The following is a 13,664-nucleotide window of genomic DNA, read 5'->3' on the forward strand; positions in this document are numbered from 1 at the left end:
ATCGAAAAATTCTATCGGATTTCATTATAAAGTGATATTTTATCTATTTCATAGTTTGTCTTACAGTAAAGATAACAGGGTGGCTTATATAAATTTCAATAACGTACACTCTGTTTTTTAAGGAATTGTAAGCGTTATATAAAAATGAATGCTGTGGGACACAAAAGGAGGGACATCATTGACAAACCTTCGCATTGGATTAATCCATGCCACAATGAATTCAGTTGCTCCAATCCATCGGGCTTTCTCCATGCATTCAGAAGACGTAGATCTCATCAATTTTATGGATGAAGGATTGATTTACGAGCTGAATACAACAAATAAAATTACAACACGGATGATCTTGCGGCTTTGTGAATTAGCTGGAAAAGCAGTAGAAAGCAACGTGGACGCTATACTATTTACATGTTCATCTTTTACGCCTTACATAAGCAGAATAGCGTCTTTGCTTCCTGTTCCTGTTCTGCCATCTGATATTAGTATGCTTCAGGAAGCAGTGAAAAGAAGTGCAAATATAAGTATTGTGGCAACTGTTCAGACTGCAGTCCCGACAACAAAAGAAATGCTGTTCGAACTGGCAAAAATACACAAGAAAAAGATAAAGGTTAACACGTATTTCATTCCTAAGGCATTTCATGAGCTACAGAAAGGTAATGAATCAGGTCATGATAAACTCATTCAAGACAAAATTGACGAAATAGACGCCTCCAGCGAAGTGATTATTATAGCTCAATATTCAATGGCTCGTGCAGTTGAGAAAATAGAAAATCAAAAGGTTTTAACGGGACCACGAATAGGTGCTGATCACGTTATACGATTGGCAAAAGAATTTAAATCAGGTTCATAGTTAGTGGGACGGTTAAAGAGCCGTCTAAACTGTTTACAGCCTTTGTATTTTATATTTTGTAAGCGAATTAGTATCAAGGAGATGGTTATATGACAACATATCGCATTGGAGTTTTACATGGAGATGGAATTGGACCGGAAATTGTAAAAGCGACAACTTTGGTGCTGAAGGCCGCAACTCAAAAAGCAGATATGTCTCTGGATTTGGTTGATTTACCAATGGGATGGGATGCAATAAAAAAATATAATGATCCAATGCCAGATGTAACCGTAAAAGAATTAGAGAAGTGTCATGGATGGATATTAGGCCCACATGATTCTGCTGCTTATCCAGAAGAACACAAAGAAAAACGTAACCCAAGCGGAGAACTTCGTCACCATTTTGACCTTTATGCAAATATAAGGCCGGCAAAGACAATACCTGGAACGAAAAGTGTTGTAGGGGAAGCAGATTTGGTCATTTACCGTGAAAATACTGAAGGCTTCTATGCTGACAGAAATATGTATATTGGTGTAGGAGAATGGCAAATTACGCCGGAGGTGGCTGTATCAACAGGGGTTTTTACTAAAAAAGCTATTTCACGTATCGCACATGCAGCATTTCAAAGTGCGATGGAGCGCCGTAAGAAAGTTACCATCGTCCACAAAGCGAATGTAATAAGACTTGGATCGGGTCTCTTTTTGAATACGTGTCGTGAAGTGGCAGAACAATACCCGGAAGTAGAAATAGATGATTATCATATTGATGCAATGACCGCGCATTTGGTTCGTCGTGCAAAAGATTTTGATGTTATTGTGACGGAAAATATGTTTGGGGATATTCTTTCGGATTTAGCAGGCGAGTTAGTTGGCAGCTTAGGACTTGCACCGTCAATTAATTCAAACGCAAAGCAGGCAATGGCACAGGCTGCTCACGGTTCGGCACCTGATATTGTAGGGAAAAACATCGCAAACCCTATTGGAATGATGCTTTCAACAGCTATGTTGTTTGAATGGCTTAATACTCAACATCATGATAAAAAACTGAAAGAAGTTGCAGAACTAATAGAAAATTCACTTTTTGAAACCGTTAGGGCTGGAATCAAAACAGGAGATCTTGGTGGTAAATCTTCAACATCAGAGTTTGCAGAAGCGATTGTAGAGCGGTTCAGCCTTTAAGATGGGAAAAATGATAGTTTAGTAAGAGATTTAGTAGATTATTATCAAAACACCAATGGTTTGAGGGGACTGACCCCATAAGATGAGACAAATAAAAAACACCTTCAAGTTTGAAAATGGATGATTGTTATCCGAAATTAGACTTGGAGGTGTTTTTTCTATGGGGACAAGAGTGAGTTATCCGGTTGAAGTGAAACAGAAGGCTGTAGACATGAGATTGGCAGGCGTGCCGATGAAAGAGATCATGCAGAAATTGAATATTAAGAATAAGACACAGGTTCAGACATGGGTTAGATGGCATAAGGCTGGGGATACACATCGATTTGAACAGCCTGTTGGAAAGCAATATACTTACGGAAAAGGTCCGGAGTATTCTTCCGAATTAGAGAAACTGCAGGCAGAGAATCGTTACCTGAGACAACAGAATGAAGTTTTAAAAAAGTACAACGAATTGGAAAGGAAGTTGATAGCCAAACGTCAGTCGAACTTGTAGAAGTAATGCACCGATCAATGACCGTACAGGATATCTGTGTTCATTTAGGTATCTCCCGAGCGTCTTATTATCGTTGGAAGAAGAATCTGACGAAGGATCAACCTAAACGCCATTTAGAAAGACAAATCGGCACGTTGTGCCGAGAGCACAAGTATCGATATGGATATCGAAAAATCACAGCCATATTAAAAAAGGGAATGTGTATTAACCATAAAACGGTTCAGCGTATTATGCAGAAAAATCAGTGGCAGTGCCGGGTTAAGGTGAAAAAGCGCAAGAAGAATGGGCAGCCATATGCCGTGGTCGATAATATATTAGATCGGAACTTTCAGTCTGATCATCCTCTTGAAAAATTAGTAACGGACATCACGTATTTGCCTTATGGACAGAAGCAATTGTACCTTTCCAGTATATTGGATGTATACAATGGAGAAGTGATTGCTTTTACGATTGGAGATAAGCAGGACACAGACTTTGTCTTACACACACTTGATCAACTGCCAACACTGCCTGAGAACTGCGTGTTACATAGTGACCAAGGATCTGTGTATACATCTTACGAGTATCAGAAAGCTGTTAAAACAAAAGGCATTACCATGAGCATGTCCCGTAAAGGGACGCCCGCTGATAATGCCTCCATCGAATCGTTTCATTCCTCACTAAAGTCTGAAACGTTCTATCTTAACAGCATTGATCGAACCACGACCGCCATCGTAGAACGCACTGTCAAAGAATACATTTATTATTATAACAACATTCGTATTCAAACGAAACTAAACAACCAATCACCGATAAACTATCGGCAATTGGCTGTTTAAAAGGTGTTTTGATCCCTGTCTTAAAAACGGGGGTCAGTCCCACAGGTTTGCGCTTTTTTACTTTTTAGGTTTATTTATTGACTTATTTCTGGTAGATGTAAGTATTTAAACTCGTATGCCATTTTTCTATTTTTATTTTGAATTCTTAGGAAATGTATCCTTGTATTATTTTGTTTTGGATTATCTGTCTCCAGAATTTTTAAGGATTTGTTCTTACTAAGGGTAAAGAATTCATCCCTCTAAACGCTAAATTCTCTCTCCAATCTATTTCTTTCTGAGGTTCTTTAAAGCTTATTGTTGGAAGTTCTTCAATGAAATGCTCTAATGCTGTTTTACCTTCCATGCGTGCTAAGGGAGCTCCTAAACAATAATGAATCCCCTTTCCAAAAGCAAGGTGTTTGTTTGATTCCCTATGAAAATTCACTTGATCTGGATTTTTAAAGACATCGGGATCACGATTTGCTGATCCGAGAGAAAGTAACAGTAGATCACCTTTTTCAAAATGAAAACCTTTGTAAATATGATTTTCTACTACAAAACGAGAATCCATTGAAACTGGACTTTCATACCTTAGTAATTCTTCCACAGCAGCATCTAATAATTCAGGGTTATGTCTAAGTTCTTCTATTTTTTCTGGATTTTTTAATAATGTAAGCAACCCATTACCTATTAGATTAACTGTTGTTTCATGGCCAGCAACTATTAAAAGAACAACCATTGAAAAGAGTTCACTTTCAGAAAGCGAATCTCCTTCCTCCTCTACTTTTACAAGTTTGCTAATTAAATCTTCTCGGGGGTTTGAACGCCTTTTATCAAATAATTCTGATAGATAATCGGTGAATTCTTTTGCTGTAATCTGAATTTCTTGGTAAACAGAAGTATCCTGGTGGGGAAGTATACTATCAAATTTAATTAATGTATTTGACCAAACTCGGAATTTTTGATGGTCCTCATACGGTATCCCTAAAATCTCACTTATTACTATAATTGGGAGAGGGAAAGCATAGTCGTTAATTAAGTCAAATTCTTTTTTATTTTTAATTTCTCTTATTAACTTAAGAGAAACTTCCTTTATTCTAGAATCCATTTGTTTAATTATTTTAGGAGTAAAGGCTTTATGAACTAACTTTCTGAGTCTACCATGATCAGGAGGGTCAACTTCTAACATATTATTACCATATAGTAAATCTATTTCTTTACTAATAAAAAATGATGCTTTTTCTTCTGGAGACATGAATTTTCTTGTGTCACTTGAGTACTTTTTAGGATTAGTAAGAATATAGTCAATATCTTTATATTTAGTTAAAAGCCATGTTTTCTGCCCTTTATGTTCTTCTAACATGTATATAGGGGAGCTTTCTCTCTTTTCTGTTAAATAGGGATACGGATTTTGAAAAAAGTCTTCTGACAATTTATATTCCATGTTTATACACCTCGTATATCTAGAATAAAAAATTCAAAATTTATCTATCTTACTCTTATTGCACGTCTTTCATTTACCTTCGTGCATGATTAATTATAAAGTTTATTTATTAAACTAAGCTGAGTATATGGAGACTTTAAGTTCAATTTCCCTCACCTTTTTTCATAATGCACTTCAATGTCTCTATTATAGACTTTGTCTAAAGCGCTCATTAAATAAGAGCTAGCTACGTAAAACATAGAATGTTTTCATCAATAAAATAACTTGAAGACATGAGGGAACCCTTCATACTTCATCTCTTAATAGCCTTTGTTTCCTAACTATCTTGAAGAACCCTATCTCTTATCCCTAACTGTTCCAACATTCTGGTTGCACTAGCATTAAGTAAAAAGGTTGCTCCGCATTTTCCCATCACGGATAGCTCTGCTAAACAGACCTTTTGTTTTAAGAAAATGACCAATGATACTTGCAATGTCTACGCCTATTATAACTTGACTCCCTGTCCCCACCCCCTTTTTGAAAAAAACAGACCGTCCGGTTTATTATACAGTTAATTCTGAATGATTTCAACCTCGATCCAAGTTGAGTATATGTTTACTTATTCAATATATTCACAGTTAAAAAATCAGTAGAACAAATTAGAATGGTGGAAATTCAGTAATATATGTCGATCCCTCAATTCTCAACGTTACGAATAAAAATACTTATTATTAACAATATAAAAAAGGATGAATAGCGATACAATATTGAAATAACTGGTTAAGCAGAGGGGGTTTTCCTGTTGCCCAAGTGGTAGGGCATTTGATCCCACATAAGGTAAGCGAGCGTTACCAATATGATAATAATCACTAAGATGAACAGAAACGTTCTGAGCTTTTTTATTTTTCCTTCTCTTAGGGGAATAGAATAAAGTGCTCCCTCATTATTTTAATCTTGAGTGCAAGGGAATAAAACACATAGTAAATGGGGATGATCATGTTGAGTAGCTAGCCCTTTTGTCCATAGCACATGGCTGACAAATAAACTATGTTCATAAAACATTCCTATTGCAGAGGTAATTAAATACGGAAAAATAGTGGGATGGAATTCTCACTTTATCTAATAGTGAAATTATTTTTATCTCTATTTGATTGTGTGCTAAACTTTTTTTCGTTACAATAAGCAGCATAAAGTATATGGTTACTATATAGTAAGGAGGTGTTCACGATTGAAGGCAAAAAAAGATATTTTAAAACAGGGGAATTTGCATACCTCTGTCGCGCAAAGAAACAAACGCTCTTTCATTATGACGGGATTGGCCTTCTATACCCCGAAATTAAAAAAGTGAACGGGTATAGGTATTATTCTTATATAATCAATTAAAGCTCTTTCAAATTATTGTGTCATTCAAAGAAGTTGGTATTCCATTAAAGGAAATAAAGTTATTTTTAAACGGAAAAACAGCAGGAACTATGATTAATCTTCTTAAAGAAAAATCTATTGAAATTGAAAATAAAATCAAGGAACTTCAACAACTTATAACGATTATACAAACGAAAGTAGGACTAGCAGAAGAAGCTATGCAAACTGATTTTTCTTCAATTTCTCTTCAGTATTTAGAGGAGAAGGAATTCATGATAGGAGAAAAGGTGTTAAATTTTCCTGAACGAAAATACATTACAGCTATTTCAGATCTTATCCATTATGCTCAATCACATAAAGTTGATACAGGATATTCAGTTGGTGCCATTTTTGCACGTGAACAAATATTAAAAAAGGACTTCTATAATTACAGACATTTTCATCTCAAAATAAAAGGTGGAAGAGAAAATGTGTATTCTCATATAAGACCCAAAGGTCTGTATGTTGTCGGATATCAAAAAGGTGAGGAAGCTGAAGTAGCTTATAGTAGAATTATTGAATTTATTAAGAATAAGGGACTAAAGGTGGGTGAATATGCATATGAGGACTATATAATTAATGAAATAATGGTAAGTGGCTTCAACAATCAAATCACTAAAATTCACTTACAGGTTCAATCCGAGTAAAATTAAAACTACAGGGATATAGATGAATGGAACGAACTATTTATTTCGAAATAATCGTAATACCTACATATAAAAAACTTTAGAATTTTATGAAGATACAGTTGCTGAATACCACGATATAATAAATAGAAAGCATTTACTGCGAATAACATTCTTCAATTAGATAGGAAGTGAAGAGCAACCATGGCACGGCAGGCAGAGTCGAGTAAAAAAACAAAAGATAAGATAGTAAAGGTAGCACGAGAATTATTTATTAAAAAAGGATACTCGGAGACATCTCTACAAGAGATTCTAACGGCTGGAAAGATAAGTAAGGGTAATCTTTACCATCATTTTAAAGGAAAAGAATTTCTTTATTTATATATTATTGAACAAGATTATCTTGAATGGGAACTTCAGTGGAAAAAAAGAGAGAGTCATTGTAAGAATGCTATTGAAAAGCTATATGACCTCACTGATTTCTCACTTCAGATGAATTTTAACTCTCCCCTTATTCATGTGGCTGAAGAATTTTTTGCTAGTGCTTTTAAATCGAAAGAAGTAATTGAAAGAATCCTTGAAATTGATAGCAAGTATTCTAAGATGATAAGAAACATTTTAGAAGAAGGAAACCACGATGGTAGTTGGTCAATTTCTAATTTAGATTTAACTACTCAAATAGTGAGTTCACTATTCTATGGTTTGGAGATTACAGCTCAGGGCAGTTTAGATGAAGAAAAGGAAAAACTCTATCGAGAGTCTGCAAGGGTACTTATTGAGGGCTTAAAATAATCTTTAGTTCGATATCATGAGGAATCCCATTTATTGTAAATGCATAGAAATTTTCAGGCTTCTAGATCTATAAACGAGGTGAAGTTGGGAGAAGGATTAAATTATATAAAACAACTATTGATAAAAAGATCATGCATTTATATTTCAAGGGTATTTACTTCTGTTAACTTGATCACGAAGTGATAACTTGATATATCTAAGCCCCTTAAGTATAAACTTAACCAAAAAATTAGACAATTTATATTTAAGCAACCTCCAATTGGTTAGTTTATGTCTAACAATTGGGGCACAGTTCAGTATAAAGGGGGGGTTGGTTACTCTAAAATTCTTAAAATATTTTTAGAATAAATGTCTTGTATATGATGAAGCTAATTAAGTTTTATTTTTCTTATGTTAAGACAAACCCTTATCAATTATTCGCTTTTACTTACTGCATTTTAATAAATGCAGTAATATTCAAGATAATCGTCTTTACAACTGTCCACTTAAACCATCTTAATCTCACTAGTTTATTGATGAATTCATCATTTGTTTTAAATAAACAAGGGAGTTCTTCTGCAAAATAGTTAATTTGTTTAATAATGATGGTACTCATGTTCCAATTAGAAGACCAAACAATCCAATAAAAACAAGATAAATAATGAGAATGGCCGTAATCTTTGGTGCTTTTCTTTTAAAATTAAAAATGTAACAACAGGTTTTAGTAAATAAAAAAGAAAGTTTGATGTAAAAATTGGAAAAAGCAATGTAAAAACAAAAGTTACAACAGGATTAAATAAAAATGCAATCTTTGTACTAACATAGATAAGGATACCAATTAATAAAAAGCGATTTTGATTTAAACAAAATATATCCTCTTAACAAAATAAACGGGACAGTGTGAAACATTAAACATAAATAATGGGATTCAAAAATGGCTTTTTAAATTAGGTAATCCTCCTATCTCAACATCACCCTCCTATCTCAACATCACCCTCCTATCTCAACATCACCCTCCTATATGAAATAATCTTTTTTTTAATCCTTATTTCAAGGTTGCGAGGACTTAATTATTTAAAAACTTTCTTATTTAGTTTATAATAAACCGTACGGTCTGTTTATTTTTTAAAAGAAAATTTTATAATATTATTAAGTATTTAATTAGAAAGGAAGTTGAATATATTTGATTTATATACCTAATATAATTACAATTGGTAATTTAATTTGTGGCCTTCTGGCTATTTACTCATTATTAGTTCAGGATATTTATTCTGCAGCAACTCTTATTTTTATAGGTCTGTTTTTTGATTTCTTTGATGGTATGATTGCCCGGAAACTTAATGCTGTTTCGGATATAGGTAGAGAATTGGATTCGATGGCTGATATGGTAACCTTTGGCGTAGCCCCATCCATATTTGCCTATTATACATGTCTTTATGAATTATCCATCACCGGAGTTTTATGGATGATAATTTACAGTATTTGTAGTTTGCTTCGTCTCGCTAAATTTAATGTTAAACAAAGTAAGCTCTCTACATTTGTTGGAATGCCTACGCCACTTGCAGGAATTTGTCTTGTCACATTGAGTACTATGCATAACCAAATACTCTTGGTAGTAGGGATAGGTATTATTTCTTGTTTAATGGTAAGTAACATCAAATTCCCACAATTTTAAAAAAATACAATGGAAAGTTTGGGGTCAAAAAATGGAGCAAATTGAAGAATTTATTACGAGTTATGGATACATCGCTATTTTTTTGATGTTAGTTCTTGGAATTGTAGGATTACCCATACCTGATGAAGTGATGATGACAATCGTTGGTTTCTTCACTCATACTGGAGTATTGAATTATCCCCTTGCTATTATAGTAAGCTTTTTGGGGGCGTTGTCAGGTATGATGATTAGTTATCTCATCGGTAGAAAAGCAGGGCGTCCTTTTATTGATAAATTCGGGAAATGGATTGGGCTGAAAGAAAAGAGAATGCTGAAAGTAGAAAATTGGCTAAAAAAGTATGGACCATATTCTCTGATATTTGGATATTTCATTCCAGGAATCAGACATGTAACGTGTTACTTTTCAGGTATTGGCAAGATGGAATTGAAGACATATACACTATTCGCTGCAATTGGTGCCTTTATATGGTGCTTTATTTTTATTACGATTGGAAGAATGGTGGGAATTCTTTATTAAAGAAAGAGTACACGTCCGTTGTAACTTAACGGGTTTGTGCTTCTGATAATCCTTATGTGAAGGAGAAAGATGTAAAATATCTTTTTTTATCTTTGATCTTAAATACCTCCTTGACTATACGGTAACTGTATACTTTAAGATATTGATTATATTCCTAAAAAAATTTAATTAACGAATAAGAAATACAGTAGTTACTGTATATTTCCTGGTTTAGTTGAGTTAACTGATTTGAAAGTTAACAGGTGAAATTTATGGAAACTTTGTTGCAGGACTGAGAATATCAACAACATTACCTTTTGTGTAAGTTTTTTTAGGTAGGTTATGGTTAACACTTTTCTGGTACGTAGTTGATAATCACAATACTTGGTTTGATTATTGTAGCGACCTCTAACCGAAGGATGATTATGATAATAATTAAGGGCATACTAGCTAATCGATATAATCAGTGGATCAGAAATGTAAGGTAAGGAGGTCTATCTATTGAATCAACTTTTAAGAAATAGGGTTTTTGTAATTGTTGCAACAGCCGATTTATTACAGCAAGCCGGCATATGGATTCGGAATATGGCCTTGCTGTTTTATATTATGAACCAAACCAATAATGATCCAACAGCTGTTTCATTACTTACGGCACTTGAATACCTTCCGATTTTCGTATTTTCCTTACTAGGTGGAACATTTGCTGACCGTTGGAATCCCAAAAAAACTGTAATATTAGGGGATACATTGAGTGCAATATCGATGTTGATAATATTAGCTCTCGTATCATTAGGTTTATGGCAGGCTGTATTTGCTGCTACCGTAGTCTCAGCAATTGTTAGCCAATTTTCTCAGCCTTCTTCCTCTGTATTATTTAGGAAACATGTACCAGCCGAACAAGTTGGGGCAGCTATTGGTATTACCCAAAGCCTTATGTCTGTATTTACGATATTTGGTCCGATTGCTGGCACATTTATATATACCCAGTTAGGGCTTAAGTTCTCTCTCATTATATTGTTTGTAATTTTTCTGTTGGCAGCTTTTATTCAGTTATTTTTACCTCCTTCATCAAGAGAAGAAACAGTTAAAAAAAGACCAGCTATGGAGGATCTCAAAGACGGAATTCAGTATGTAATTAAACATTCAAACTTGCGTCTTATCGCTGGGATGTTTCTTCTTACAGGGATGGCAATAGGATTAACCCAACCGTTAGATGTATTTGTCACAATGGAGCGTTTGGGATTACCTAAAGAAGCCGTACAATGGTTTGCAGCTTGCGAAGGTGTGGGCATGCTAGTTGGTGGGATTTTGGCAGCTACCTCTTCAAAATGGGTGGATCGACATCGTAATAATGTCATAACAAGCACGTTAATCCTATGGTCAATCATAACCATTATCGAGGTATTATCCATATTTCCTCTTTTAACAGCTGGGGTTCGCATCATTTCTGGGATTACGACAGCCTTCTTTCAAGTTGTCTTTAATACCCTTATGATTAAAGAAGTACAGGTAGAATACATTGGGAGAACGAATGGAGTTATTACTCCTTTGTTAATGGGAGGCATATTAGTCGGGACACTTGTTTCTGGTTTTATAGTTAATTCTCTTACACTGTTTGGAGTTTACGGACTATCTGCAGTTTTAATTATGTTGTGTACGATTTTAACAGCGAAGTTAAAAGTTTACGATGAAGGGGACAATACAAGAGAATCTGAAATTAAGTAGGAAATTTTGCTATAGAAGAGTTTGAATAAACGAAAAAGGTTATCAAATTATTTTATTTATAATTTGATAACCTTCTGGTTGGAAGTACAATAACCACTATATTAGAAAGTAAAGAAACAGTAAAATGAATAACCCTGAATTTAAAAGATACCCCTTGGTATCTTCAGGCTGTCGAGAAAATCTCGACAGCCTTTATTTTTCCTTAAAATATCCATTCTTCTGTAATAAAATAAAAGAAAGACTAAAAAGGACGGTGTCTTTCTCATGTTCTACACAAGAAATTCTTCTCAAAACGCAGCCGAATTTGTTCTGCTTGACCAACTCGTCGAAGAGGATCATTTGCTTCGAAAAATTGATAAACACATAGACTTCTCTTTTATCATTGAAAAGGTTAAGCCTTACTACAGCGAAAACAAAGGCCGCCCCTCACTCGACCCGCTGATTTTATTCAAAATGATGTTTATCGGCTACCTCTACGGTATCCGTTCAGAAAGACAGCTTGAAAAAGAAATTTACTACAATATGGCGTACAGATGGTTTTTGGGCCTGAATATCAATGACCCAGTTCCGCACCACTCCACCATCAGCTGGAACAGACGCACACGCTTTAAAGATACAACGATTTTCCAAGACATTTTTGATGAGATCGTTCTTCAGGCCATCAATCATGACATGGTGGGTGGACGTGTCCTATTCACCGATTCAACTCATCTGAAAGCCAATGCCAACAAGCACAAATACACAAGAAAAACGATTGAACAGGATACACAAAACTATATCAAAGATTTAAATGAAGCCATTCAAGAAGATCGGGAGGAGCACGGAAAAAAGCCATTACCGGCCAAAGAGGAGGTGAAAGCTGAAAAAGAGATCCGCCACAGTACCACTGATCCGGAAAGTGGATATATGTATCGTGAAAACAAACCGGAGGGTTTCTTTTACTTAGATCACCGAACAACGGATATGAAACATAACATTATCACCGACGCCTATGTTACGCCTGGAAATGTCCATGATTCTGTGCCTTATCTTGACCGATTAGATCACCAAATTGCACGATTTCATTTTGAAGTAGAAGCCGTCGCTCTTGATTCTGGTTATTTAACGACTCCGATCTGTAAAGGGTTAGCCGACCGCCATATTTTTGGCGTTATTGCCCATAGACGATATCACCCTACTAGAGGCTTGTTTCCAAAATGGAAGTTTCATTATGACAGTGAACAAGACAGTTACATTTGCCCGAACCAGCAGGTACTTACATACTCAACAACTGACCGAAAAGGCTACAGGTCATATAAATCAAATCCTGAAACCTGTTCCGCATGCCCATTGCTTGCGCAATGCACAAGATCAAAGAACCGCCAGAAGATCATCACCCGGCATGTATGGGAGGACCATAAAGAAAAGGTCAGACAAAATCGTTTATCTGTTTCAGGAAAAACCCTCTATAAAAAAAGAAAAGAAAAAATAGAGCGAAGCTTTGCAGATTCAAAACAGCTGCATGGGCTTCGCTATTGCAGGTTGAGGGGAAAACGGAATGTGAGTGAACAAGTTCTCCTCACAGCCGCATGCCAGAACATGAAGAAGATTGCCACATACCTAGCCAAGCAGGGCTAGGTATGTGGGAGCTCTTTTTGAGTTTTTGAAATCCGCTGAATAACTAAGGAAACAGCAAAAAACAAAAAAGCTTGTAGAAAAAACGTCGTTTTCTCTACAAGCTGAAGATACCCCTTGGTATCTTTTTTATCTAATCGTGATAATCCGATTTTTTTTGAATCCAAATTTATTTTTAGAAATTACTTTTTTTAAAAGGAAAGGACATAGAATACTTCCGGCTAACCCGATGCATTCGTAAAAAACATTATTTTTATATTTAAAAATCCAATATGCTGTCGACCCTATGATCATTTCGAAAATCAAAAATTCTTTTAATTGTTTTTTTGATAAAGAGATGATTAAAATTCTTGTTAGTTTCAGTTTATTCATGGTGATCACCGCCTCATTGAACAAATATATTCAGGAATTTTATAATAAATTACAAGTATGAACCAACTGGTCGGTTCTGTTGGCAGAAAGTCACTGAATGTATTTTTTGGCTACTCTAACAGACATTGCACCAGTGGCATTTTATTTGCCTAGTTAAAAAAACTCTTTATTGGGGACTTAGGCATTAGTAAATGTCGGATAAAAACCGATGGTTTCAAACTATTGTTTTTTTATAATGTTTTCATACTCATTGAAAATGATCTCATT

The 13,664-nt window shown here is 35.0% G+C and carries 9 protein-coding genes and 1 pseudogene; 9 read left to right on the top strand and 1 reads right to left on the bottom strand.

Annotated features, from left to right (window positions below; genetic code table 11):
- Positions 1 to 178 precede the first annotated feature (178 nt).
- The 3 genes from BV11031_RS04975 to BV11031_RS04985 all read left to right on the top strand — a co-directional run bounded on the left by BV11031_RS04975 (position 179) and on the right by BV11031_RS04985 (position 3,315).
- Positions 179 to 847: an aspartate/glutamate racemase family protein gene (locus BV11031_RS04975; protein WP_010327800.1), complete on the top strand. Its 669-nt coding sequence runs from the start codon at positions 179 to 181 to the stop codon at positions 845 to 847.
- Between the two features lie 89 nt (positions 848 to 936).
- Positions 937 to 2,004, top strand: coding sequence for an isocitrate/isopropylmalate dehydrogenase family protein (locus tag BV11031_RS04980; protein WP_010327799.1), 1,068 nt, complete (start codon positions 937 to 939; stop codon positions 2,002 to 2,004).
- 160 nt (positions 2,005 to 2,164) lie between these two features.
- Positions 2,165 to 3,315 (top strand): IS3 family transposase gene (locus tag BV11031_RS04985; protein WP_129550692.1). Its coding sequence is split into 2 segments (ribosomal slippage): positions 2,165 to 2,438 and positions 2,438 to 3,315, totalling 1,152 coding nucleotides; the frame shifts between segments, so codons are not numbered across the junction.
- Between the two features lie 199 nt (positions 3,316 to 3,514).
- On the opposite strand, the gene BV11031_RS04990 is transcribed toward BV11031_RS04985, so the two are convergent.
- Positions 3,515 to 4,738, bottom strand: a complete 1,224-nt coding sequence (locus BV11031_RS04990) for a cytochrome P450 family protein (RefSeq protein ID WP_129550693.1) — start codon at positions 4,736 to 4,738, stop codon at positions 3,515 to 3,517.
- A 1,206-nt stretch (positions 4,739 to 5,944) separates the two neighbouring features.
- Between BV11031_RS04990 and BV11031_RS04995 the strand changes: the two are divergent.
- From BV11031_RS04995 to BV11031_RS05020, 6 genes and pseudogenes are all read left to right on the top strand, one after another.
- Positions 5,945 to 6,765 (top strand): annotated as a pseudogene (locus BV11031_RS04995) (MerR family transcriptional regulator).
- A 183-nt stretch (positions 6,766 to 6,948) separates the two neighbouring features.
- On the top strand, positions 6,949 to 7,536 hold the full coding sequence (locus BV11031_RS05000; protein ID WP_129550694.1) for a TetR/AcrR family transcriptional regulator: 588 nt from the start codon (positions 6,949 to 6,951) through the stop codon (positions 7,534 to 7,536).
- A 1,162-nt stretch (positions 7,537 to 8,698) separates the two neighbouring features.
- The gene (pssA, locus tag BV11031_RS05005) at positions 8,699 to 9,190 is read left to right on the top strand and encodes a CDP-diacylglycerol--serine O-phosphatidyltransferase (protein ID WP_010330743.1); all 492 of its coding nucleotides are present in this window, start codon (positions 8,699 to 8,701) and stop codon (positions 9,188 to 9,190) included.
- A gap of 31 nt (positions 9,191 to 9,221) precedes the next feature.
- Positions 9,222 to 9,707: a DedA family protein gene (locus tag BV11031_RS05010; RefSeq protein ID WP_010330742.1), complete on the top strand. Its 486-nt coding sequence runs from the start codon at positions 9,222 to 9,224 to the stop codon at positions 9,705 to 9,707.
- A 480-nt stretch (positions 9,708 to 10,187) separates the two neighbouring features.
- On the top strand, positions 10,188 to 11,411 hold the full coding sequence (locus BV11031_RS05015; protein WP_010330741.1) for an MFS transporter: 1,224 nt from the start codon (positions 10,188 to 10,190) through the stop codon (positions 11,409 to 11,411).
- Between the two features lie 264 nt (positions 11,412 to 11,675).
- A complete protein-coding gene (locus tag BV11031_RS05020) occupies positions 11,676 to 13,028 on the top strand; it encodes an IS1182 family transposase (protein ID WP_010328610.1) in 1,353 nt (450 codons plus the stop codon).
- Positions 13,029 to 13,664 lie beyond the last annotated feature (636 nt).

The sequence above is a fragment of the Bacillus vallismortis genome, assembly GCF_004116955.1.
GTDB lineage: Bacteria > Bacillota > Bacilli > Bacillales > Bacillaceae > Bacillus > Bacillus vallismortis.